This window comes from Neobacillus paridis (assembly GCF_016765675.1).
In the GTDB taxonomy this organism is placed as follows: Bacteria; Bacillota; Bacilli; order Bacillales; family Cytobacillaceae; genus Neobacillus; species Neobacillus paridis.
Genome location: NZ_JAESWB010000181.1, coordinates 209,074 through 234,045, shown reverse-complemented (window position 1 = coordinate 234,045; position 24,972 = coordinate 209,074). Strand labels below are relative to the sequence as shown.

Annotated in this window: 23 protein-coding genes; 14 read left to right on the top strand and 9 right to left on the bottom strand. The window is 39.8% G+C overall.

Going from position 1 to position 24,972, the window contains the following annotated elements:
- Positions 1-206 precede the first annotated feature (206 nt).
- The gene (locus tag JK635_RS14090) at positions 207-1,049 is read left to right on the top strand and encodes a hypothetical protein (protein WP_202654597.1); all 843 of its coding nucleotides are present in this window, start codon (positions 207-209) and stop codon (positions 1,047-1,049) included.
- Between the two features lie 254 nt (positions 1,050-1,303).
- Here the strand turns inward: JK635_RS14090 and JK635_RS14085 are convergent, their stop codons facing one another.
- Positions 1,304-2,197, bottom strand: coding sequence for a LysR substrate-binding domain-containing protein (locus tag JK635_RS14085; RefSeq protein WP_202654596.1), 894 nt, complete (start codon positions 2,195-2,197; stop codon positions 1,304-1,306).
- 127 nt (positions 2,198-2,324) lie between these two features.
- Between JK635_RS14085 and JK635_RS14080 the strand changes: the two genes are divergently transcribed.
- Entirely contained in the window at positions 2,325-3,572 is a 1,248-nt protein-coding gene (locus JK635_RS14080) for an MFS transporter (RefSeq protein WP_202654595.1), read from the top strand.
- Positions 3,573-3,584: 12 nt separating this feature from the next.
- Positions 3,585-4,715: a M24 family metallopeptidase gene (locus JK635_RS14075; protein WP_202654594.1), complete on the top strand. Its 1,131-nt coding sequence runs from the start codon at positions 3,585-3,587 to the stop codon at positions 4,713-4,715.
- A 290-nt stretch (positions 4,716-5,005) separates the two neighbouring features.
- Here the strand turns inward: JK635_RS14075 and JK635_RS14070 are convergent, their stop codons facing one another.
- The 4 genes from JK635_RS14070 to JK635_RS14055 all read right to left on the bottom strand — a co-directional run bounded on the left by JK635_RS14070 (position 5,006) and on the right by JK635_RS14055 (position 7,396).
- Positions 5,006-5,755, bottom strand: coding sequence for an ABC transporter permease (locus JK635_RS14070; RefSeq protein ID WP_202654593.1), 750 nt, complete (start codon positions 5,753-5,755; stop codon positions 5,006-5,008).
- Positions 5,756-6,517: an ABC transporter ATP-binding protein gene (locus tag JK635_RS14065; RefSeq protein ID WP_202654592.1), complete on the bottom strand. Its 762-nt coding sequence runs from the start codon at positions 6,515-6,517 to the stop codon at positions 5,756-5,758.
- Positions 6,518-6,722: 205 nt separating this feature from the next.
- Positions 6,723-7,055, bottom strand: a complete 333-nt coding sequence (locus JK635_RS14060; protein ID WP_202654591.1) for a DUF1048 domain-containing protein — start codon at positions 7,053-7,055, stop codon at positions 6,723-6,725.
- Complete coding sequence (locus JK635_RS14055; protein WP_202654590.1) at positions 7,055-7,396, bottom strand: PadR family transcriptional regulator; 342 nt, start codon at positions 7,394-7,396, stop codon at positions 7,055-7,057. Before JK635_RS14055 ends, JK635_RS14060 begins: the two co-directional genes overlap by 1 nt.
- 277 nt (positions 7,397-7,673) lie before the next feature.
- On the opposite strand from JK635_RS14055, the gene JK635_RS14050 reads away from it, so the two are divergent.
- The gene (locus JK635_RS14050) at positions 7,674-7,991 is read left to right on the top strand and encodes a CotD family spore coat protein (RefSeq protein WP_202654589.1); all 318 of its coding nucleotides are present in this window, start codon (positions 7,674-7,676) and stop codon (positions 7,989-7,991) included.
- Positions 7,992-8,218: 227 nt separating this feature from the next.
- Here JK635_RS14050 and JK635_RS14045 read toward each other — a convergent pair whose 3' ends face one another.
- On the bottom strand, positions 8,219-8,941 hold the full coding sequence (locus tag JK635_RS14045) for a response regulator transcription factor (RefSeq protein ID WP_202654588.1): 723 nt from the start codon (positions 8,939-8,941) through the stop codon (positions 8,219-8,221).
- A 321-nt stretch (positions 8,942-9,262) separates the two neighbouring features.
- On the opposite strand from JK635_RS14045, the gene JK635_RS14040 reads away from it, so the two are divergent.
- Positions 9,263-10,186, top strand: coding sequence for a phosphate ABC transporter substrate-binding protein (locus JK635_RS14040; protein ID WP_202654587.1), 924 nt, complete (start codon positions 9,263-9,265; stop codon positions 10,184-10,186).
- Between the two features lie 74 nt (positions 10,187-10,260).
- Positions 10,261-10,707, top strand: a complete 447-nt coding sequence (psiE, locus tag JK635_RS14035; protein WP_202654586.1) for a phosphate-starvation-inducible protein PsiE — start codon at positions 10,261-10,263, stop codon at positions 10,705-10,707.
- 40 nt (positions 10,708-10,747) lie between these two features.
- On the opposite strand, the gene JK635_RS14030 is transcribed toward psiE, so the two are convergent.
- Positions 10,748-11,938 carry a coenzyme F420-0:L-glutamate ligase gene (locus JK635_RS14030; RefSeq protein ID WP_202654585.1) on the bottom strand — a complete coding sequence of 397 codons (1,191 nt, stop codon included), beginning with the start codon at positions 11,936-11,938 and terminating at the stop codon, positions 10,748-10,750.
- Between the two features lie 130 nt (positions 11,939-12,068).
- Between JK635_RS14030 and JK635_RS14025 the strand changes: the two genes are divergently transcribed.
- Positions 12,069-12,944 (top strand): LysR family transcriptional regulator, encoded by an 876-nt coding sequence (locus tag JK635_RS14025; RefSeq protein WP_202654584.1) that lies wholly within the window; start codon positions 12,069-12,071, stop codon positions 12,942-12,944.
- Positions 12,945-13,402: 458 nt separating this feature from the next.
- Here the strand turns inward: JK635_RS14025 and JK635_RS14020 are convergent, their stop codons facing one another.
- Positions 13,403-14,140: a DUF3238 domain-containing protein gene (locus JK635_RS14020; RefSeq protein ID WP_202654583.1), complete on the bottom strand. Its 738-nt coding sequence runs from the start codon at positions 14,138-14,140 to the stop codon at positions 13,403-13,405.
- Between the two features lie 305 nt (positions 14,141-14,445).
- Here JK635_RS14020 and JK635_RS14015 point away from each other — a divergent pair, with 305 nt between their 5' ends.
- Positions 14,446-14,835: a thiol-disulfide oxidoreductase DCC family protein gene (locus tag JK635_RS14015; RefSeq protein ID WP_202654582.1), complete on the top strand. Its 390-nt coding sequence runs from the start codon at positions 14,446-14,448 to the stop codon at positions 14,833-14,835.
- Positions 14,836-15,092: 257 nt separating this feature from the next.
- Here the strand turns inward: JK635_RS14015 and pruA are convergent, their stop codons facing one another.
- Entirely contained in the window at positions 15,093-16,724 is a 1,632-nt protein-coding gene (gene pruA / locus JK635_RS14010; protein WP_202654581.1) for an L-glutamate gamma-semialdehyde dehydrogenase, read from the bottom strand.
- A gap of 602 nt (positions 16,725-17,326) precedes the next feature.
- On the opposite strand from pruA, the gene JK635_RS14005 reads away from it, so the two are divergent.
- The 6 genes from JK635_RS14005 (at position 17,327) to JK635_RS13980 (ending at position 24,956) form a co-directional block, all read left to right on the top strand.
- Entirely contained in the window at positions 17,327-20,620 is a 3,294-nt protein-coding gene (locus tag JK635_RS14005) for a DEAD/DEAH box helicase (protein WP_235888104.1), read from the top strand.
- A 319-nt stretch (positions 20,621-20,939) separates the two neighbouring features.
- A complete protein-coding gene (locus JK635_RS14000) occupies positions 20,940-22,094 on the top strand; it encodes a cadherin-like beta sandwich domain-containing protein (RefSeq protein ID WP_202654579.1) in 1,155 nt (384 codons plus the stop codon).
- A gap of 27 nt (positions 22,095-22,121) precedes the next feature.
- Complete coding sequence (locus tag JK635_RS13995) at positions 22,122-22,577, top strand: APC family permease (protein ID WP_235888103.1); 456 nt, start codon at positions 22,122-22,124, stop codon at positions 22,575-22,577.
- A gap of 328 nt (positions 22,578-22,905) precedes the next feature.
- A complete protein-coding gene (locus JK635_RS13990) occupies positions 22,906-23,787 on the top strand; it encodes a LysR family transcriptional regulator (RefSeq protein WP_202654578.1) in 882 nt (293 codons plus the stop codon).
- A gap of 120 nt (positions 23,788-23,907) precedes the next feature.
- Positions 23,908-24,279, top strand: a complete 372-nt coding sequence (locus tag JK635_RS13985) for a CidA/LrgA family protein (protein ID WP_202654577.1) — start codon at positions 23,908-23,910, stop codon at positions 24,277-24,279.
- The gene (locus JK635_RS13980) at positions 24,279-24,956 is read left to right on the top strand and encodes an LrgB family protein (RefSeq protein ID WP_235888102.1); all 678 of its coding nucleotides are present in this window, start codon (positions 24,279-24,281) and stop codon (positions 24,954-24,956) included. The genes JK635_RS13985 and JK635_RS13980 overlap by 1 nt, the downstream gene beginning before the upstream one ends.
- Positions 24,957-24,972 lie beyond the last annotated feature (16 nt).

Here is a 24,972-nt window from a genome sequence, read left to right as displayed (position 1 = left end):
AAACTACAATTAGGAATAACAAAAGAGACATACGGGTTTAATGGAATCCTTGGTCCTTTTTGATAAAGCAAAAGAACCCGGTTCATAATAATGGCGAGTTTTAAAAACGCATGTGGTATTTTAAAAAGCATTATTTTATAACAGTTTATATTTTGAAGCACGACCTTTTCCTTCTAATTTTAATTTACCAGTATCGGAGGATGATTATGAACAGAACGAAATGGTTGCTCATTTGTCTTTCTCTTTTATTAGGATTAGTGGGTTGTAGTGCAAAAACGGATCGTCAAGTCGAAAAGATAATAGATAAGGAACATTTAACGAATGAAGAGAAACAGTTGGTAAAAGATTCCATGCTAATTGAATATGTAAAAGATACATATGGCAATATTGTTCAAATTACAGGTTTTGAAATCATTCCAGAAGAGCCGGAAGAAGCACCCCCTTATATTACGGTAAAGGTAAAAGACAGAGAGAAGGGATGGGTTGCCGAGATTTCATGTGAATTGTATTCAACTTCGAAAGGAAAAACAACATGCAAACCATACGACAATTATTTATTTAGGGCCTTGAGTGAAGGGGTTCAAAAGGAAGTGGAACCTGCTCTTAAGAAAGCATTTGGAGCGGAAAAAGGAAATGTAAGCTACTTTGCGTTTGCATCGGTAGACAATGCGCAAGAAAAACGGTGGAAGTTTCAGCAAAAGCCGGATTATGAGAAGTTAAAGGCTGAAGTTCCGATAAGCATCTATATTCATTCAACGGCAAAAGAATCGTCTATTGGAGATTATTCCAATCAACTGTTTACATTTATTCAAAGTCTTAAAAAACAAGAAGCAATACTGCTCGATTCGAACAATGGCATAAATTTTTATAAGGATGAAAAATTACGGGATCAATACGGAAATGTATATGCAAAAATCATAACACTTGATCAAGCAGACATAAAGGAAATGGAATCTCCTGAACAGCTGAAGAGCCATGTAAGAAAAGGCTATATGGATGGGTATAATGGCGAGAAAGAAAGGTTTGAAAGGAGAATGGGCGACCAATAGCTAACTTAGTGCTTAATGTTTTATGATAAAATGAAGACAAATATACATGAACGGAGTGATTAGATGCGTTGGATTGAGGTACAAGAACGTTTTCCAAATGAATGGGTTGTATTAGAAGTCATTAAACCGTATCACAAATAGAAGGTTTTTTTACTAATTTTGTAAATTGGGTTAAAATCGTTATTTCCCTTAAGAGATGGAGACGATTTTAACAAGGTCAAGATGTAGAGTGTTAATACCAGACGGATTAACACTCAGTTCACTATATTTTCAAATTCAATATGAAAAAAATTAAAAAAGGATTTAAGTAATTTGTCTAATATCTCAGAGTGATTATCCTTTCTCCATGCAATGGATGCTTCTAAAGATACATTTATATCTTCCACTTTACGCTGTATGACCCCGCCGCAAGGAGTACTGGATGAAGGTGTCAATGCTACCCCCATACCAGCAGCGACCAATGCCAAAACAGATTGGAGGTCATTGGCCTGAATCATAATTTTTGGTGCAAATCCGGCCATTTGGAAAATACTCATAAAAGTTTCGTAATACAATACACCTGCTGATTTAGGTGTCATGATAAAGGTTTCGTCCGCCAAATCACGAAGGTTAATGGAATGTTTGTTAGCAAGGGGATGTTTTTCCGGTAACGTAGCCAAAAAACATACTTTTGTTAATGGCCTTACATGAATTTTATTACTATTAACTGGAGCCGCTACAATACCGATGTCAATCCTTTTTTCATTTAAGGCTTTGATTTGATTGGCGGTATTCATTTGGTGTAATGTTATTCCAACATGAGGATAAAGCTCATGATATTTTTGAATGACTGGAATAAGATCCTGTACTGTTCCACTAAACCCAATTACTACTTCACCTTCTGCCCCAGTAGAAGATAATCGCGTGCTAACGCATGCTTGTTCAACTTGATCAAGGATTTGGTATGCTTTGTTTAGAAACACCTTTCCGGCATTTGTCAACTCAACATGTCGCTTTGTCCTATAAAACAGTTTGGCTCCAATTTCCTCCTCTAACTCTTGTATTTGCCTACTAAGAGGTGGTTGGGCGATGTGTAACCTTTCTGCGGCTCGACCAAAATTCAATTCCTCCGCAAGAGCAAGAAAATATCGGATATGTCTCAGTTCCATTTACTTTCCTCCTTCTTATTATTAATACCTATTAGGTATTAATACATCAATTTATAAGTATTTCTCTTAATTATTCTGATTATTTAAAATAAAGTCAAGAGAATAAAAAGAATGGGAGGGAAAGAAAGTGAAAGGAAAGGTTTCGGAGAATAAAAGATTTTTAATTGCATTACTTTTCTTGGGGTGGTTTATTTCTTCTCTTGACCGAATGTTTATTAACATTGCCATCCACCCTATAGCACAAGAATTACACTTAGATGCGGCTTCTATGGGAATAATATTAAGTATTTTTTATTTAGGGTATACCCTTATGCAACTTCCCGGTGGTTTGCTGGCCGATTTGTTTGGATCTAAGCGAGCAATCATTATATCGATTACTGCTTTTTCACTATTTGCTGGATTATCCGGTTTTGCTTGGTCTCTTGTATCCTTACTAATTATTCGTTTAATCTTTGGTCTTGGTGAGGGTGCCTTTCCAGGAGGAGCCACAAAACTAATGAGTGAACATTTTTCTAATGAAAAAAGGTCTCGTGTTCAGTCCATATTACTTGTCGCTATTGGTTTGGGTTCGTTCTTTGCCAGCATTGCCGGTGCGTATCTGATTACTTCAATTGGCTGGAGAAATGTTTATTTTCTTTTTGGAGCAATTGGAATAGGTATTGCGATGATATACTATTTTGCCCTTCCGTCCGTTAAAGAGAAGAGCCAACAGAAAGATCAACAAGACAAGAATATACCGATTAAAGAGTTGCTTCGTACAGCTGCCATTTGGAAAGTGGTAGTTGCGTTATTCGGCTTGTATACAGCTATGTGGGGTCTGATAAGTTGGGTACCTTCTTATTTAATAAATGTAAGAAAAATTGATTTGTTAAATACAGGAATCTATTCAGCCCTACCGGCTATTTCCACTATGCTTGGCTACTTAGCAGGAGGATGGCTGGTTGATAAGGTCTTTAATAATCGCGAGAGACTAATGATCATCATTGGAAATGCTCTTTCCGCCTTCTTTATCTATGCTATGTTTACGGCTGAATCGATAGCAGTGGTCGTCACATTTCAGGTATTAGCCGGATTTACTTTTCAGATTGCCTATATGGGGATCTTGTCCATTCCATTGAAATCACTCCCTTCTTCCATAATGGGATCTGCTTTCGGTCTGCTAAATACCGGTGCCAATCTAGCCGCTTTTGTTACTCCTGCTGTAATGGGGATTTTGATAAAACTATTTGATGGATCGTATGAAATGGCCTTTTACTATTTGATTCTTGGAAATATCCTGTCGTTGGGTTTGGGACTAACCCTTAAAAATAATCGCTTGGTACGAAATGAAAATTCAATAATTAATCAAGATAACACTCTTGATAAAAAAATTTGAGGTGGAATTGATATGTTAAAACATGAATTGCAAAATAGAATGGATCGCTTTCAAAAGACAATGGAAACACATTCTTTGGACTCCTACATCATTACGGCTGAAGAGGATATTTGGTACTTTACAAATATTACCTATAAGCCAGAAGAACGTCCATTTTTTCTTGTTATATCTCCCAATCAACAACCAGTATTAGTGGTGCCAAAACTTGAAGAAGCACATGTGTATAAAGGAATCCTAGACTGTAAGGTTATCACCTATTGGGAATACCCTTCACCTGTGGGAGAAAACTGGTATGAGGTATTGAATGATTTAATTAAAAGATTTGAAAGAACAGGAATAGAGGACAATGTGAAAACAGAGGTATTTTTAAAAATCAAAGCAAAGGAACTGATTCCAAGCAAGCTAGTCGTTGAGCAACGAAAAACAAAAAGTCTATACGAACTTGAAAAAATTAGATGGAGTGCAGGAATATCGGACAGAGCGATGGAAATGATTTTCAAATCAGTTTACACAGGGGCTGCCGTTGTTGAATCTTTTGCTTTGTCAGGAAGCATCCAATCCGAGCTTATGCGGACAAAGCAATTTGATCCACTCTCTACTTCACTCCTGACGGCAGTATGGCCAGCACCCGTTAGTTCCATGCCGCATAGTGTTCCCAACTTCGATGATCGACTGGGGAAAGGACCGAACGTGGCAATGGCTTATTTTAGAATAAACGGTTATGCCTCTGAATGTGAGCGAACCTTTTTCCTTGAAAAGCCAACAAAAGAAGAGGAGGAGTTATTTCACTACATGATGAATGCCCGACAAAGGTCATTGAATGTATTGAAAGCCGGGGTAAGAGCTGCAGATGTTGATTCCGAGGCAAGAAATTATCTTGTAAAGAATGGATTGGGAGGAAATCTGTTGCATCGGACTGGGCACGGTGTGGGCTTGGGGAACCATGAGGCACCTTTTGTGGCAGAAGGTAGTGATGAAATTTTGGAAGAAAATATGGTGATCACGATAGAACCTGGTATTTATATTGATGGAGTTGGAGGTTACAGGCACTCCGACACGATACTTGTGACAAAGGGAGGGTATGAATTTTTAACAACAGCCCCTACAGAACTAACTGATGTCATCATCAAAGGGTCTAAGTAGCTGCGGTGAACCGTATCATAAGTAAATGAGGTTTCTTCCGGAAAAGGAAAAAGTCAAAAAGGATGCAAATATCAATAGAAACTTGCACCTTTTTGGCCTTTATCTTTTATTTGGAAGAAAAGCATCTGTTCTTTAAATTCATGTATGGCAACCCCCACCTTGGAATAAGTGATCCGAGACATCACCTATCTTACTCATTTTGGGGGTCCTTGAGGTGTCTCCGGAATTTAAGGCGAAATGTTCATCATAGCGCCTGACGAATGCAATCACTCATTTTTATCATGGTATCCTTATCCTAATTGACGCTTAAAGGCTTTACTGGCGAAGAGGTAAGCGATAACCATGATGCCGACGCACCAGGCAAGCGCGATCCAGATACCATTGCCAATTGACCCTCCATACAAGAGGGCACGAATGGCATTTACGATGGAAGTCACGGGCTGGTTCTCAGCGAACACACGGACAATTTTTGGCATCGTTTCGGTGGGGACAAAGGCCGAACTGATAAACGGCAAGAATATCAGCGGATATGAGTAGGCTGTCGCCCCTTCCATCGACTTCGCTGTCAATCCGGGAATGACCGCCAACCATGTCAGCGCAAGCGTAAATAGCCCAAGTATTCCAGCTGCCGCGAACCAATGCAGGATATCAGCGCCCGAACGGAAGCCCATCAAGAGCGCAATAAGGATCACCACCAAGACAGTAAGTGCATTGGAAACAAGCGAGGTCAACACGTGTGCCCACAATATCGACGAGCGCTTGATCGGCATGGTAATGAAACGCGCCATCAGCCCGCTCTTTACATCATTAAACAGCCGCAGGGAAGTGTATGCAACACCGGATGCAATCGCCATCAGCAAGATCCCCGGCAATAAATAATTGACATAATTGTCCGTTCCTGTTTTGATAGCACCGCCAAACACATAGACAAATAACAACATCATCATAATCGGCGTAATCGCCACCGTGATAATGGTATCCGGGCTACGCATAATGTTGCGCATTAAACGTCCCAGTAATACAGCTGTTTTGCTTCTCATTTATTTCTCCTCCTTTTTGGCGATGATCGCAAGAAAAATTTCCTCCAATGTCGGCTGCTTCTCGATATACTCCACTTTCGCCGGGGGGAACATCTTTTTAAGTTCGGAAAGGGTCCCGGTCGTAATGATTTTTCCGTCATGCAGGATGGCAATGCGGTCCGCCAATTGTTCGGCTTCTTCCAGGTACTGGGTTGTCAGCAGGATGGTCGTGCCGCTGCCGGCAAGCTCCTTGACGGTATTCCAGACTTCAATCCGTGCTTCTGGGTCAAGCCCTGTCGTCGGCTCATCGAGAAAAATAACGGCTGGTTTCCCAATCAGGCTCATGGCAATATCAAGCCGGCGTTTCATCCCGCCGGAATATTGGTCCGCCCGTCGGTTGGCCGCATCAACCAGGTTGAATTTTGCAAGCAGATCGTCGGCGACGTGAGCGGGATTGGAAGCGCCGCGCAGCTTAGCGATCATTATCAGATTTTCCCTGCCTGTGAGCATGCCGTCTAAGCTCGAGAACTGCCCTGTCAGGCTGATGCTCTGGCGAACATGATCCGGTTGACGGCGGACGTCAAAGCCGCAAATGCTTGCTTCGCCGCCATCAGGCTTCATAAGCGTCGAGAGGATGTTGATCGTCGTCGTCTTGCCTGCTCCATTTGAGCCTAGCAGTGCGAAAATTTCGCCACGCTGCACCTCGAAATCCACCCCTTTTAAAACTTCCTTGTCTTTAAACGATTTTTTTAATCCTTTTACAGAAATCGCTGCATGGTTCATCCTTTTTCCTCCTTTAAAAGTCAGCGAAGCACCAGTTGCTTTGCTCCCCTACTTGGTATTACTAATATTCTGTAATACTTACTACAGGATTAAAAATATAACTGAATAGTGAAGGTGTTACATTCCTCTTTGTAACCAGCTATTCAGTCGGTTTTATCTATTGAAATTCCTTTTAAAGTCCCTTCCCTCCTTCAGCAAAGTTCTATTATTTAATCGCATCGTTGAGTTTTTGGCGCTGCTTATCAACCCATGATTTTGCATCAATGGCGAGAGCATCACAGAAGGCTGCCACGTCGTCGCCAGTCACTTCTTTAACGCGCTTGCCATCTGCTGCGGTTTCTTCAAGCAGTTCGATGATGTGGGTAAAGATAAATTTTGTTTCTTGCCAGTCCATCACGCCGCCAGTGTTCCAGAGATACTTTTGCATCGCTTTATAGGCGTTGTAGTAGTCTTCAGGCAAGGCTTTTGCGCGTTTTTCCATTTCACGCCATGCTTTCTTTTCGTTAAAATCGCCAAAAATTTTTTCCAAAATACTCATTATATGGCTTCTCCTTTTGGTTTCATTTTTTTCAGTTCATTCATCTTGCTTGAGATGAACTCCCATTTTTCCCAAAAAATTTTAAGCTGTTCTTGGCCTGCTTCGTTGAGTGTGTAAAATTTTCGCGGCGGCCCCATTGTGGAGGGCTTTTTCTCGATGTTCACTAGATTTTTTTTCTCAAGCCGCATGGTAATTGTATAAACTGTGCCTTCAACTACATCGGTGAAGCCAAGTTTTCGCAGCTGTTGCGTGATTTCGTAGCCGTAAGTTTCGCCACGGCTGATGATTTCAAGAACACAACCCTCAAGCACGCCTTTCAGCATTTCTGTGATATTTTCCAATTTTACACCTCTCTTTCTATTTTCCGTTTATTTGTTTAAAGTACGTTGTAAAGGATGTTTTCTGAATGGCAGGTATTCAGTATTACTAGCTACAACTATATAGTAGTACCGAATAGCACCTTTTGTCAATAAAATTTTCGGCTACAACCATTAAATTTGGTGGTTGTGGTTATCGTTTTTTAATTTACAAAAATAGGTATCTAAACCAGTCCGTACAAACAAGGTTTACATAGACTAATGATGTAACAAGACAAAATCCTATGGAGGTCATTTATTTATGAGAAATATTGGATTCGGTGGTTATCCATGCCCACCACAACCATGTCCGCCGATATACTGTCCACCTAAAGCATTTCCTACCCAGTACGATCCACCACTATTTGATCCACCACAACAATATGTAAAAACAAATTTGTTTAATAAAGTAGTAACACATGTACACCCTTCTCATACAACTACAGTAAACAAACACATGATTAATCATCAACACTATTTCCCGCACACAGAATCATGTGTAAATGAATGCTGTGAAACACATACAATGTGCGGTGTTCCAGTCAATCCCTGTTGTCCAACAATGCCATTTGGATACTAGCTTCTTCTCCCCTCACCGTTTAGGGTGGGGGGATTCGTATTGGGAAATTAGCTGGCAACCTGACAGGGGGCACTATGGTAAGCAAATTGTGGAATTATGGGATCTGGGGCAACCCATACCTGAGAATTCCCCGAACGAGAATGGCATGTTTTAAGAACAAAAAGCGCAAGCGCCTTCGGAACAAGCACAGCTAGTTCCTGAGAGGCTTATTCTTTTAGCAGCCTTCCTTAGTGGTCATTACCGTTGGGATCATCTAATTTATAGCCAATTCCGCGAAAGGTTTTGATATAAACCGTTTTTCTGTTTTTCTCGCCAATTTTTTCTCTTAAATGGGAGATATGGACATCCACTATCCTAGTTTCGCAGGAATAGTCATTCTTCCACACAGCATGAAGCAATTGGTCGCGGGATAGCACTTTGCCTTTATTTTGAGCTAAATAAAGAAGCAATTCAAATTCCTTTAATGTCAATTCCAGTAGATTTTCACGGAAGTAGGCTTCAAAATTATCGGGAAATATGGAAATTTCACCAATGCTGATTTGCTGAACATCCATGTCATTTCTGTTTGCAATTTCCAACTGATTCTTTGTCCTTCTTAAAATAGCTTTAACTCTGGCTACAACCTCTCTTGGACTAAATGGTTTAACGATATAATCATCCGCGCCAAACTCAAGCCCCAAAATTCTGTCAAGTTCTTCATCTTTGGCTGATATCATGATAATTGGAATCATGATCTTTTCTTGCCGGAGCTGCCTGCATACTTCCATTCCATCCAGTTTTGGAAGCATTAAATCCAATACGATGATATCCGGTTCTTCTGATATCGCAAGTTTCTTACCTTCCATCCCATCCATTGCAGTTATGACTAAAAACCCTGCACGTTCCAAGTTATATTGTAGCAAGGTAATAATGGATGGTTCATCATCAATAACTAGTATTTTATTTTTCATAAGATCCCCCATATAAGCTAAAGCTTATTGATCAAGATAACCTGTGGAAAAAAATATCGATATGGACGAGCATTGGCTTACCATATCTTATTTTATGAATCAATTGTTAATCCAGTATAAAGTGAATGTTAAGAATTAGTAATTATTGGGGTATTCTAATAATTATCTAAGGCAGACGAAGTCGATCCAAATTTACACAGAATTAATAGTTATTAACTAAACATTTACCTTTAATTTATTCTCCCTTAATACTTATTTACTATAGTAATCACTGTAAGGTAATTCAAAAAATTCATAAGTTAATAGGGGGAAATTTAGCAAATGAAAAGATTAAAACATCTAAGCCTGTTTGTCTTACTTTCCGCATTGATGGTGGTCATGGCTGCTTGTGGAAGCGGCAATGCAAAGACAGAAGGTAATGCCAGCAAAGAAGCACCTAAAACAGAGGAAAAGAAAGAATTATCCGGTTCGTTGGTCATTTCGGGCTCATCGGCCATGCAGCCATTGGTAGCAGCCGCTGCTGAAGAATTTATGGCTGAAAATCCAAACGTGGATATTCAAGTAAATGCTGGTGGATCAGGTACAGGCCTTTCACAGGTTGCAGATGGATCTGTTCAAATTGGCAACTCGGATGTTTTTGCTGAAGAAAAAGAGGGAATTCCGGCTGACCAGCTGGTAGATCATAAAGTCGCCGTCGTAGGGATGACTGCTGCGGTTAACCCTAACGTTGGCATTAAGGATATTAAAAAAGCAGATTTAATTAAAGTTTTTACTGGAAAAATTACAAACTGGAAGGAGCTCGGCGGTAAGGATCAAAAGATTGTTCTTGTAAACCGTCCCGACTCTTCAGGTACACGTGCTGTCTTTAATAAATTTGCCTTGGATGGGGCAACACCTGCTGAGGGAATTACAGAGGATTCTTCGAACACCGTCAAAAAGATTATTAGTGAAACAGAAGGAGCCATTGGTTACTTGGCATTTTCCTACTTTACAGATAGTTCTGTAACACCGCTGGCCATTGATGGCATTGAGCCAACTGCTGAAAACGTACAATCCGGCAAGTTCCCTGTGTGGGCCTACCAGCACTCTTATACAAAGGGGGAAGCAACAGGACTGGCTAAAGCATTTCTCGACTTTATGATGTCTGAGCATATTCAAAATGGTCTGCTGCAAGAGCAAGGATATCTACCAGTCACAAAAATGCTCGTAGAGCGTGATGCTAAAGGAAACCAAAAGAATATATAAAAATTTCGATGCCTGGTTCCGCTGCGTTTATGTGCTGAGGATCAGGCATCTTTTATAGCAGGAGGCAGATTTGAATGGTGGGAAAATTACAGAATATCACAACAATTTTAAATGTCATTCCAAGGATTTTCCAATTATTTTTGAATATATCCCTTGTTATACTTGGGGTAATATTGTCTGTTTTACTAGTTAAGGAATTAATGGTCTTTATACAAATTTTAATCGATGGAGGCAACAATGACTTTAAGCTGTTTCTTGCCAATATCCTAATCTTTTTCTTATATTTCGAGTTTATTGCCATGATTGTGAAGTATTTTAAGGAAAACTACCATTTTCCGATAAGATACTTGTTATATATTGGGATTACAGCAATGGTAAGAATCATTATTGTCGATCATGATCATCCTGTAAATGCCTTATTTTATTCCTTAATTATTCTAATCCTAATAATTGGCTATTTCATTATCAATTTAACACCTCGTGAAAGGTCCGATCATTCACTGTTTACTAAAAAAGAATAGTGTGTATAACTTATAATAATGGTAAAAAATAGAACTGCTCTTATTTTGTATAGTTATCGAAGTAACCTTGAATATAGATCATGGGTGTTCCTTTGTCCCCGCTGCCGGAAGTCAAATCTGATAATGAGCCAATTAGGTCGGTTAATCGGCGGGGGGTAGTGCCTTGGGCTTCCATTGCACCAACTAGGTTTTCATTTTTATTTTGGATATATTCAGAAATAGCTTGTTTCAGCTCTTTTCCACTAAGGTGAGAGAAGTTGTTATCTGCTAAGTATTTTAGTTTCACTTCATTTGGTGTGCCGTCAAGTCCTTCAGTATAAGCGGGCGATACAACCGGATCGGCGAGCTCCCAAATTTTACCTACCGGATCTTTGAATGCCCCATCACCGTAAACCATTACTTCCACTGTTTTTCCTGTCACTTCTTTGAGCTTGGCCTGAATATTATCGACGATTGGCTGACAATTATTAGGGAATAGCTTGACACTGTCTTCCGTTGCTTTATTGGATCCAAGCAGGCCATAGGTCTCGTTAAATCCACTACCATTGATTGATTCCTTAAGAATATCATCCAGACCATAAACATTTTTAGCACCATTGGTTGTTAAAATACGTTTTGTTCTAAAACGGGAATGAATATCACAAGTTAAAACATTTTTGGTAAAGTCTAAAATGGTTTTTGGATTGTTTGAGAAGATAACTTCACAATTTGCGCCTTCCGCTTCTATTAAACTTTTATAATAATCAATATAGTCAACACCAGTGAATGGATGTTTGTTATAACCGAAATGCTTGCGGAAATCAGCTTCTGATAGTACATCTGTCCAAGGGTTGATTCCTTTTGTATCCAGTTCGTCAATATTTACCAGGTGATTCCCCACTTCATCAGAGGGATAACTTAACATTAAAACGATATTCTTTGTTCCTCTAGCAATCCCTTTTAAGCAGTTAGCAAAACGGTTGCGACTGAGAATTGGAAAAGTCACACCAACGGTTTCTTCCCCAAATTTACCCTTAATATCTGCTGCAATATCTTCAATCGTCGCATAGTTCCCTTGCGCACGGGCAACAATCGATTCCGTAACCGTGACAATATCCCGATTCTCAATCGAGAAACCTTCTGCCATTGCTGTATTTAATACAGTATTCACCACAATTTCTTCGATGTTATCCCCTTTTTTAATGATCGGTCCGCGAAGTCCTCGTACTACTGTTCCAACTACTCTTTCCAATATAATCTCTCCTTGATCAGAGTCTTATTTTGTTAAATTTAGTACTACCTTTTAATTCGATTTAACTATAACCTTTTTAATGATATTAGTAAAATTAATGTTTATAATATTTGATATAAGGAGAGTTTATATGATTGGAAAATTAGATTTATATCGTATTTTTAACGTTGTAAGCCGAAATAAAAGTTTCTCAAAAGCTGCCCAGGAGCTATATATGACACAATCTGCGATTAGCCAATCCATCTCAAAGCTGGAGAATGAATTAGATATACAGCTTTTCTATCGAACATCAAAGGGCGTAGAATTAACAAATGAAGGCAATCTATTATATGAGCATGTGGACTCAGCAATAGGAATGATTGATGTAGCGGAAGGCAAATTATTAGAATTCAAACAATTGAAGATCGGGGAATTACGGATCGGGGTTGGAGACACAATCTCACGTTACTTTCTGTTACCCTATTTGGAGAAATTTCACTTCAGATACCCCGGAATCAAATTAACGATACTGAATGGAACATCAACAGAAATTTGTACTTTTATTAAATCTGGCAGGGCGGACTTAGGAATATGCAATTTACCGATACAAGATGAGCACATCCAAGCTATACCATGTAAGGAGATTCAAGATATTTTTGTTTGTGGAGAAAAATATAAACGAATGACGAAGAATCCGATTAGTTTTGAGTATTTAATGAAAATGCCGCTGATATTTCTTGAAAAAAAGTCAAATTCAAGAATCTTTGTAGAAAACTTTTTGAAAAGGAGGGGATTTCAGGTTTCGCCTGTATTCGAACTCGGGTCATATGATTTATTAATAGAATTTGCAAAAATAAACTTAGGCATTTCGTGTGTCATAAAGGAGTTTTCAAAGGGTTACATAGAAAGAGGAGAATTATACGAGGTATTGCTAGAAAATGAGCTTCCAAAAAGGAGCATTGGCATTTGCTATTTAAAAAATGTTTCGTTATCACGTGCTGCGAAAAGGTTTATCGAAAGTATTTGAAAAAGTGCCTGGCACCACCCACATGTTGTCGAAACTTCGACATTATTCGGGGCGTGCCTTATTCAAGGATCTTTTGTCCATCCTTTGACGGGAATTTTGGCAAAAAAAGGGAGGCCCGTAACTTTCATGTGCTCCCCAAACACTAAATTATTACTTTATAAGTTTCGTTCGTTTTTAAATAAGACTTGGTAAGTCTAGGAAAGGGATTCTAAGGACATTCCTATGATATGTTAATTAGCCACACAATCATTGTTTTTACTAGATATGTTCTTATTGCTCGGCAAATGAGAAAAAAGGGACCTTCTTAGTCCTAGAATTCCAAGTATTTGGATTCCTTTTTTATTTACCAATTTCCAGTAGTTTCTGTAAACTAAAAAAAAGCTGTCTTGGAAAAGGTATTATTAAAAGACCTTCTGAGGCAACCTCTATTTTATTATTGGTGCCTATTAGGTAAATTATTAAAAATTAGATTTTGCCCAGCTTTTATTAGGCATTGGTGGAGCTAACCATTCTAACCCTTTAGTAGCAGCTTGATGCATTTTCTGGTATGAAGAACTGTTAGATCCCTTTAGGTATACTTCATGGTGCGGTGCTTGGTCATGTTCGCCTGATAATTTGTAATTACCATTACTATAAAATTCAGCATTAACATAGTAATCGATATCTAAAGATGTAACCAATGGATTTCCAACAGCGTAAGTAAGCTTGAATGTAATTTTTGACTTACCAAGATTTAGATTTTCTATATCTATTCCTGATGAGGAAGCTGTTCCGCTTTTTAGAAATTTTTTATTTTTGTCATAACCATGAGTTGTTCCAACAGATCTATTTAATCCTACTGAATTCCCTGCGGAACAAAAACAAATATTAACATCTGCTCTTGTTCTATAAGATGAAGCAGTTGCATTGTAACCTCTATCATCACCAGTAAACCAGCGATATTTAGAAAATAGATTTGGGTTTTCAACCCAATAATCAGCTAAAAATGTAGTATATCTAAGAGTCCATTGTTTTGTTGAGGCTGCTGCCGTTTCAAGTGAAAGAAATTTATATCCTTGAGTCTGAATGTTAATATTACTTATTTCTTTCACAATATTTATTTCATCATAATATGAGTCTTCTTTCTCTTCGGCAGTTAAAATAATATTATTCTTTTTAATTGATTCATCTAATTCCTTAATTCTATCCTTATCCATTAATTTTTTAGCAACAATGCTATACGTATAATTATCATCATGATTTATAGTAGGGTCTGTAAATTCACTATTATTAACGGTAGGCGATTTAAAACTGGTGTATAAGAAAAAGATGCAAGAAGCAAACTCAAGAAAAAGGCTGAGATTATAGCAAGTATTAAATTTCGTAACATATTATACATCCTAAAATTTTGGTATCATTTTCCATTAAATTGCACTATAATAGGGAAAGGTACTATCTAATCATTTTGGTCAAGAGTAATATTATATTAATAATACCTTAATTCTGTTAGGGGAGGACCATTATGGATAAAATTATTTTATTTGATGGGGAATGTAACCTTTGTGATCATAGTGTCCAATTCATAATTAAGCGAGACGATAAAGCTTTATATAGGTTCGCATCAATTCAAAGCAGTGTAGGAAGAGAAATTTTATTAAATTATAATGTTGATGAAAATACTGACAGTTTTATACTTGTTGAAAACAATCAATGTTATTATAAGTCTTCAGCAGCATTAAGGGTGTGTAAAAATCTAAATGGGGCTTGGAAATTCCTTTCAATTTTTCTGTTTTTACCAAGTGGATTTCGCGATTTTTTTTATGATGTAATTGCAAAGAATAGATATAAATGGTTCGGAAAAAAGGATAGTTGCATGCTTCCTTCACCTGAGATTAGAAAACGTTTTTTATAAAGTAATCACAGTATTAAAATTTCCACGACGGTACTAGGGGGAACATGTTCTTTGAATTAAATATAACATGTGTATATCATTCAGTATATAATATATATTTATTTAAAACTGTTTAGAAATTACCGGTTAAACAGGTGGTGAACTGTCCCACAAATGGGTGTGTCTTTTTAAATAAATTCCTAAAAACCGTAACTAAATGATCGAGCAAAAATTAAAAGAGGTTGAAACGAATACATTTCAACCTCTTTCTATTTAAATTATTCGGCATCCATAAATGGATAGGCAATTTCTGCGGTTGGAGCAAAGTTTTCTTTGATCACCCGCGGGCTGGTCCAACGAACCATGTTAAAGACAGAACCTGCTTTATCGTTTGTACCGGAACCGCGAGAGCCGCCGAATGGCTGCTGGTCAATCATCGCGCCGGTTGGTTTATCATTGATATAGAAGTTTCCGGCTGCGCCCGATAAACGGCGCTCCAGGTGAATAATCGCTTCACGATCTTGTGCAAAGATGGCCCCTGTTAGGGCATAGATAGATGCTGTATCAACAAGCTCTAAAGTTTCTTCTAATTGATCATTTTCATAAACATAAATGGTTAATACCGGTCCAAAGATTTCTTCTACCATTGTTTTGAAGTTTGGATTGGTTGTCACAATGATGGTTGGTTGAACGAAATAGCCAACTGAATCATCATAAGTGCCACCGGCAATAATTTCTGCTTCTTCAGAAGCGGCGGCATAGTCGATATAGCCTGTAATCGAATCAAACGCTGGTTTATCAATAACAGCACCCATGAAGTTGGTAAAGTCTTGAATATCGCCGACTTTAAGCTTCGCCGTTTCTTTCAGTAAACCAGCTTTCACTTCTTCCCATAAGCTGGCAGGGATGTATGCGCGGGAAGCGGCTGAACATTTTTGACCTTGATATTCAAACGCACCGCGAACGAGATTGGCTACCACTTTGTCTACTTGTGCAGACTCATGAACAAAGACAAAGTCTTTGCCGCCTGTTTCGCCAACTAGACGAGGATATGATTGATAGTTGGCAATGTTCTCGCCGACTGTTTTCCAAATGGTTTGGAACGTGCTTGTTGAACCGGTAAAGTGGAATCCGGACATCCGTGGGTCTGTTAATACCACTTCCGATACTTGTGAACCACGGGAAGGAACAAAGTTAATGACTCCTTTTGGTAACCCTGCTTCTTCCAATATACGCATAAAGTAGTAGTTTGATAGTAGGGCAGTTGTTGCCGGTTTCCAAACAACGACATTCCCCATAATCGCTGGTGCTGATGGTAAGTTCGCGCCAATCGATGTGAAGTTAAATGGAGATATCGCCAATACAAAGCCATCTAATGGACGGTAATCGGTACGATTCCAAATATTTTTCATGCTGCTTGGTTGAATTTGATAGATTTGGTTTGCACAGTCAACGTCATAACGTAAGAAGTCTACCAATTCTTGGGCAGCATCAATTTCTGATTGATAGGCCGTTTTGGATTGTCCTAACATGGTGGAAGCATTGATGAGATCGCGGTATGGACCAGAGATTAAATCAGCCGCTTTTAAGAAAATCGAGGCGCGGTGTTCCCAAGGCATATTGGCCCATGCTTCTTTCGCCGCCATCGCTGCTTCAATAGCATCACGCAGCTCTTTTTCCCCTGCTTGCGAATAGTTTGCTAAAACATGTTGATGATCATGTGGCATAACCACTTGCTTTATTGTATCTGTCTTGACATCTTCTCCATTAATAATCACAGGAATATCGATCACGATTTCAGATTGACGTTTTAATTCTGCCTTTAATGCTTCCCGTTCTTTTGTACCTGGAGCATAGGTATAACCAGGCTCATTTTTAGGTGTTGGGATTTTAAAAATTCCGTTACTCATTCTTTCACGTTCCTTCCTGTTTAAATTCTCTATTGCTATTAAAAAATTTACATATTTCATTTAATTATTATAACATAATTTTTCTACTAATGCGCTTTCTTTTGCCCCTTACTCAATCTGTACTCCTGCAGTATCTAGCATTATTCCAAACAATCAGGATTTTGCCAAATTCATCAACAGAATTCGGATGGTGACAGAGGCTCTAAAAATACAACCATTAAGGTTTATCATGTACATATTTTGGCAAGTCTAGTAACATAGTATTAAAATCTTAAGCTACTATTATAACTGGTAAGTTAAAAGAATTCGATAAAGTGAAACTTCCATCAGTGGGGTTTTCTTCATCCCCCACTGATGGTTAGTCCCGTTCTACTGACTCTAATCAAGGCAATCGCCTTGATAAGACTCATTACGAACCCGATTGGTTCAACTAAGCCGCTGAAAAAAAACGCAGCGGCAAGTTTCACTGTATCTTACCAATCGGACCTTTACGGGCAGTTGATCCCCCACCTAGATTCCTTCTAGACTTTGACTCTCCGAGGTGGGGGTCTTACCGACCGTTAAGGCGGGATAAATATTTATAATCCGCACGGAGGACATTGATGTTTGAATCATTAACGGTTTCAGAAATTAAAAGTTTTTTTACTTCGTCTAATTATCGTAAGGGGCACAGCTATTATATGCAAGGCAAAGTGAAAGAGCTGGCCTACGACCCTGGTAGAGAAGCTTGGTATGCGGTGGTCAAGGGGTCAAAGCGTTACCGGGTGGTTGTTTATGAGAGTGCGCTTGGTCTTGAGTGCGAATGCAATTGCCCAGCCTTTGATAGGTATGATCAGGAATGTAAGCACGTGGTCGCCGTGATGCTTGAAATTCAAGAACAGTTGGCTGATGACGGGCCTGTTTCCTCCCGAGATAGGAAGCTTCAAGCCATTCTAGAAGAGCGGGAGAGGATGCAAGAGGAGTATGCCAGACAACAGCAGGAAAGGCAATCCATTTATGTAAAGCAGCTCACCAATCAATTTATTGCTGTGCTGTCAAACCAGCAGGAAAATATCTACCAAGGTGATTTGACAGAAAAGCAGCTATTGTTGGTGGAGTGGATTTGTAAAGTCAAACAAACGTATCAACACACCGTTCTCTCGTTAGAAATGAAGGTAGGCCATAAGCGAACGTATGTGGTGAAAAATATCGTGGATTTTCTCCGGGCTATCAAGTTGAAAAATCAGTATCCGTTCACGAAAACTTTTTCCTACGACCCGACTGAATATACGTTTACTGATAGCGATCAGGAAATCATTGACCTGCTGCAGGAGACGATTAAATATGAAGAAATGTACCGAAGCCTGCAATCTCCCTATGCTTACGGTACGACTTCAGATGTACGAGCGATAACGATTTCTCCCTTGCTCGCGGACCAGCTAGTAGAAAAGCTTGCGGCAAGGCCGATCACATTTCAAAGTAGGGACAATGTTTATCATCAGTTGAACTTCCATATACATGAACTTCCTTTTTCCATGCAACTGGATAAAGGCAGCAAAGCAGCCTTTCAATTAGATGTTTCTGAATTTGGGTTTGTTGATTACCTTGATCTGTATGGTTATGTGGTGAAGGACAATACGCTTTATAAACTCACAGCGATACAACAAACGTTTGTCAAAGAAGTAAAGAAACTTGTCCAGCTGGCGAGTACCCCTGTTATCCCCATTAGTCAGGAGCAGATTGTGCCGCTTCTTTCTTACGCCGGTCCTGTGTTGAATGAGGTGGGGCGACTTGAGATTGCGGATAGTATCTCAACGAAAATAATGAAGTTCCCACTAAAAGCTAAGGTATATGTGGACTGTATCGATGATCTCCTGCACGTGACGCTGGAGTACCATTACGGTGACCACATGATCAATCCCTTTTTGCACCAGCCTGTAAAGCCAGAGATGGATGCCATCTTAATGAGGGACAGTGAAAAGGAACAAATGATTATGAATGTCCTCGAATCGACTCAGCTGAAGTCGAATGGGCAGCTACTTTACTTGGAAGGGGAAGCGGAAATTTTTGAATTTTTATATGAAATCCTTCCAAGATTAGAGGAGATGGCAGATATTTTCTTAACGAAACAAGTTAAATCCCTTATCCTTCCAGAACAGCGGAGCCCTGTGACTCATGTCGATGTGGATTCTTCCGGTAATTGGCTGGACGTCAGCTTTGTAATGGATGGGATTGAGCAGGCGGATATTGAGCAGATCCTTTTGTCTGCCATTGAAAAAAAGAAATACTACCGCCTGCCTAACGGTGCATTTGTGCCACTTGAATCAGAGGAATTCCAACCCATCCGGAACATCCTGCATGATTTCCATATTAAGCCGGCGCAGTTGAATCAAGAGTCCTTCCGGCTGCCGCTTTATAGAGGGATGGAACTGGAAGAACTGGTTGCAGGAAAAAAAGGGAGTAAGGCGAAATTTGGAAAATTATTTCGGCAATTGCTTACCCGCCTAAAAAATCCGGAGGAACTGGACTTTGAGGTTCCCGCTTCATTGCAGGCTGAGCTGAGGGATTATCAAAACTACGGCTATCAATGGCTGCGGACTTTGCAATATTACGGATTTGGCGGGATTTTGGCGGATGATATGGGCTTGGGTAAAACGCTGCAGGCCATCGCATTGTTAGCAGCAGATCAAGAGAAACAGGAGGATCATCAGCCATCGCTTATTGTGGCGCCTGCTTCACTGGTCTATAATTGGAAAAATGAACTGGAGAAATTTGCACCGTCCTTACGAGCGGAAGTTTTGATTGGGTCTCCAGGGGAACGGTCGGATATGCTGCAGTGTGCCACCCCTCCCGATATTTGGATCACCTCCTATCCAACGCTGCGTCAAGACAGTGACTATTATCGGCAGCATGCCTTCCGCATGTTGATCTTAGATGAAGCACAGGCGATTAAAAATCATGCAACCAAAACAGCGAAGGCTGTACGGGATATTCAGGCAGCTACCCGGTTCGCGCTTAGCGGGACGCCGATTGAAAATTCCATTGATGAGCTTTGGTCGATTTTTCAAACGATTATGCCGGATTTCTTTCCGAACCAAAAGGCTTTTCGCCAGCTGCCGACGGAAAAGGTAGCAAAAATGATTAAGCCATTTTTACTGCGAAGGGTAAAAAGGGATGTATTAAAGGAATTGCCGGATAAAATTGAAACAGTCCATGTTTCCGACCTTACGAAACAACAAAAAGAGCTGTATCTGGCCTATTTGGAGAAAATTAAAACAGAAACGGCAGATTCGCTTCAGGGAGAAGGTTTTCAAAAAAGCCGAATGAAAATTCTTGCCGGGTTAACAAGACTCCGTCAATTATGCTGCCATCCTTCATTATTTTTAGAAAATTATAAAGGAGACTCAGGCAAGCTCCAACAACTCATGGACCTTGTTGTAAATGCTCTTGAAAATGGTAGGAGATTACTGATTTTCTCGCAATTTACGAGTATGTTGCAGATCATTCGTGAATCATTGGAAACGGCCGGCATTACCTTCTTTTACCTAGACGGACAAACCGGTTCAAAGGAACGGGTTCAATTGGTTGAACGGTTTAATAATGGGGAAGTGGACATCTTTCTTATCTCCTTGAAGGCTGGAAACACAGGACTGAACTTGACGGGAGCGGATACGGTTATTTTGTATGATCTTTGGTGGAACCCGGCTGTCGAAGAACAGGCTGCGGGACGCGCCCATCGAATGGGACAAAAGAATGTTGTCCAAGTCATTCGCTTAATTACAAAGGGCACCATTGAGGAAAAAATGTATGAACTCCAAGAGCGGAAGAAAGAACTTATTGAAACCGTCATGGAACCAGGTGATCAGGCCCTGTCGAGAATTACGGAAGAGGATATACGGGAGATCTTGAATATATAGATCTATTTGCACTATAGATCCCCAAGACATGCTGAATCCCTCAAAAGTCACGAGCGTTTTCGGCTCATTTATAAATTTGGATTTTTCCAAAGGGTGCAATTCCACTGTCCCTCTCCGAAGTTTGTTGAATCTATCGGCATTTTTCGGTGCGTGCCAGGCCCTGTTCTTTGAGTGGGGGTTCTTTCATCCCCCACTTTTTGTGTTCCATAATACCATGGCTAACTTTATCGGACAAAAATTAAGAATTTGTTAAGCTTGGAATGGTAAAGTTAATCCAACATGTACGATTGAGATAAATAGTTGATTGGAGGATTAGCTGATGGTAAACCCGAGAAAATTAAAGATTTTACTTGCTGCCTCGGTGATCGGATTAGGAACGGTTAGTTACATCCCACATACTTATGCGGAAAGTCAAACAAAGGTCCAAACTGCACTGGAGGAAAATCTGCTGTCAAAGCTAGAAATGAAAGGACTACAGCTTGATCAGGCGTTCTCCCCCGATGTAAAGGCGTACTCTGTTACGGTGGATAATGAGGTTCAGGAGATAAATTTGCTTTTAAAAAGCAATCATTCGGGCTCTCAAATTACCGTTAATGGGAAGCCTGTGGGAAATGGTACTTATGGCACTTATTCACTAAAAACGGGGGAAAATATTTTCATCATCACCGTCCAAGACGGCACGGGTGCCTCTGGTACTTATAAGCTTACCGTTACCAGAAAACAAAATGGAAATAACTTGCTGAAACACATCAGACTATCAAATGGGGTGCTGTCCCCTAGTTTTTCTTCCAGTATTACAAGTTATAATATTGAAGGGTTGAAGGACAAAACGAAGTTGAAACTAGTTCCGACCGCCGCCGTGACAACATCAACCATTAAAGTCAACAACAAGTCAGTTTCAAACAATGGTATTACGGTGGATATTCCTGCCGGCGAAAGCGATATCCGCATTACCGTTACTGCAGAAAACGGAAAAACGAAAACCTATACCTTACATGTCAAACGATCGGCGAGTAATGATCCGTCACCGGCAAAATCAAACCCAGGCACGGGGGCAACTAAGAAACCTGCCGCCGGTTCTTCGTCCGGTACAGGCATAGCAAACAATCAAAAAGGTTCCCAAGCTGTTTCAGGACAGAAAACGACAACAGGTACAACCGAACAGACCACAACCAGTACCGAACAAAAAACAACTAAGGCGATGCTGTTCTCTCTCAGCGTTTCTACAGGCACGTGGGATAGCTCTTTTGTAAAGGACGAATTTACTTACCATATTGCTGTCACGAAAGGAACAAAGAAAGTCACCATTTCCCCTGTGGCAGCATATAGCAGTTCAACGATAAAAATCGAAGGAGACACGAAAAAAACCATTCAGTTAGAAGCCGATAACAAAACAGTTGTTTCGGTGGTAGTCAAATATAGTGACGATGACCGAAAAACCTATGTCCTTGTGTTTGATCGAAAATCATCATAATATACCAGGTGCCATAGGAGTATGGATATGGCACCGGGAATTACCGGACAAGCTAGTGCCTCTCGTCTGATGTTCAGCATGGGCCGTGATGAAGTTCTGCCGAAGATGTTTTTTACCTATTTACATCCAAAGTTTAAAACGCCAGTTCTTAATATTTTGTTGATATGTACGATAAGTGTTGTCGGGGCACTATCGCTTCAGATTTCCCTTGTTGCCGAATTAATGAATTTTGGCGGATTAACCGGCTTTATGTTCGTCAACCTGTCTGTCATCGTTTATTATTACTTCCGTAAAAAGGAGAAAAAGTTCATTCGCTATTTCCTAATTCCGGCCCTAGGGTTTATCATTTGTTTTTATTTGTTTATCCATCTTTCCGGAATCACCTTAACAACAGGCTTTGCGTGGCTGGCAATTGGATTGATTTATTCACTCATCAGCACGAAGGTATTGAAAAAAGCCCCGCCCATTATGGAGGGTTTGTAAAAGAGATTTATGGGATATTTTGTTTAAGAAAGTGCAGTGGGGTTTTGGCGATCCGCTGCACTTTTTTTCTCTGCAAACCAGAGAGTGGAAGGGAAAAAGAGCGCATGGGGCGGCTTGGTGACACAAACTAGCGATCAATATCCTACATTTCTTACTGAGGCTTTCACTAACCCCAAAAATATAAGTGCCTGACACTGTCTGTTATTTTAAGAAATTCTTCTAAACAATTAGGTGGTGCAGGCACTTCCTATTGATTTAAGCTTTATATTTTGGTACACCATAGATTATGAATCCAGGAATGATTGATAAACACCAGGAGGGATCTGCATTGGAACTAAGACAACTAATGTATTTTATTGAGGTGGCCAAGCATAACAGCATTACCAAAGCAGCGGAACATTTGCATATTTCTCAACCGGCTTTGAGTAAGTCGATTATGTCATTGGAAAACGAATTGGGGACAAATTTAATGATCCGTTCCAATAAAACAAGCCATTTAACGGATGCTGGAAATGTGGTATTGGAATATGCCCAAAAAATGACGGCACTGGTAGATGAAATGCAATTAACCCTCAGTGATTTGACGAATCTCTCTATAGGACAGTTAAACATTGGATTACCACCCTTTATTGGAAGCTTATTTTTCCCACAGGTTATGGCGAAATTTCACCGGGCATACCCCAATATTAAAATGGATATTACCGAATATGGTGGGGCCAGGGTGGTGAAGAGTGTCGAAGAAGGTGAATTTGAGCTTGGTGTGGCCGTACTGCCTCTAGATGAGCAGATCTTTAATGTCTACCCCATTGTCGAGGAGGAAATGAAGCTGATTGTCCATCAGAGCCATCCGTTAGCGACACGTCAGGAAGTAAATATAAAGGACTTAAAGGATGAGGAATTTATTTTTTATCATGAGGAATTTGCCTTAAACGAAATAATTCGCAATCACTTTTTTATTATTGCTGGATTTGAACCCAACATCCTGTTTAAAAGCTCCCAGTGGGATTTGATGTCAGAGATGGTTGCTGCCAATTTGGGATTAACGATTTTGCCGCAGTCCATCTGTGAGCGGCTGTTGGCCAAGGACATTGAAATTCTCAGCCTGAAACCAACCGTCATGTGGCGGCTCGCTGTCATTACCAAAAAGGGACGCTATCTTTCCAATGCAGGCAGGACATTTATTGAATTCATTTTAAACGAAAGATTATAATTCAAAGTTATGAAACATATTCTTAATATGTATTTTACGAATGGCGGAAAACGTCGTAATATTGACTCTTAGTTCATATACAGCTATGGAAACTTACACATAAAGGAAGGTTATCTTACATTGAAACTAGGAATCATTATTATACAAGTATTATTTTTACATGTTTTTCTCTTTTTGGGTGTGGTATTAAAACAAGTCATACCCCTGCCAATCCCCGCCTCCATGTTCGGGTTAGGTCTGCTGTTTCTCGCTCTAAGCTGTCATATCATAAAAATCGAATGGGTGGAACAAGGGGCAACTTGGTTAATGGCAGAATTACTGCTATTTTTTATTCCTTCAGCAGTGGGAATTGTCAATTACCAGCAAATCATCAGTATGCAGGGAGTAGAAATTGTTGTACTGATTGCTGTTAGTACCATGATTGTAATGGGGATGACTGCCCTGACTGCTGAAAAAATTACGGCCAGGAAGAGGAGTAGTGAACAGCATTGATGATGGTTGTATTTACGTTAGCGACATATATCATTTATATATTTGCCAAAAAAACCTATGGAAAAATAGCCATTCCTTTTTTTCATCCATTATTGTTGGCGCCGATTCTATTGATTGTACTTATTTCCATCACACATGTCTCAGCTAATCAGTACTTACAGGATTCGAAATGGCTGTCACATATGCTTGGCCCTGCCACGGTAGCTTTTGCCGTGCCTATATATAAGAACCTGCCAATTGTAAAAAAATATATTGGCACCATCATTGTCAGCATTACTGCTGGAACACTTGTAGCGATTTTTACAACATTGCTGTTATCAAAATTGATTCATTTAAAATATGATTTTATTATCTCCATCCTGCCACGGTCGATTACGACTCCGATCGCAATTGAGGTGTCAAAGGAAATTGGCGGCTTGCCAACCCTGACGACTGTTTTTGTGATTATAACCGGTGTCATTGGTGGTGTTGTTGGCCCAAGTGTTCTCAAATGGCTGTCCATTAAAACCCCGATTGCCAGAGGTCTCGCCTTGGGGATGGGAGCACACGGTGTCGGTACCAATAAGGCGATGGAATACGGAAAACAAGAGGCAACATTCTCTTCCTTAGCGATGATTTTTGCCGCTTGTATCACCTTGGTTTGGGGTGTGCTGCTGATTCCTTACTTACTAAGCTGATGCAGCTCCATGAAGA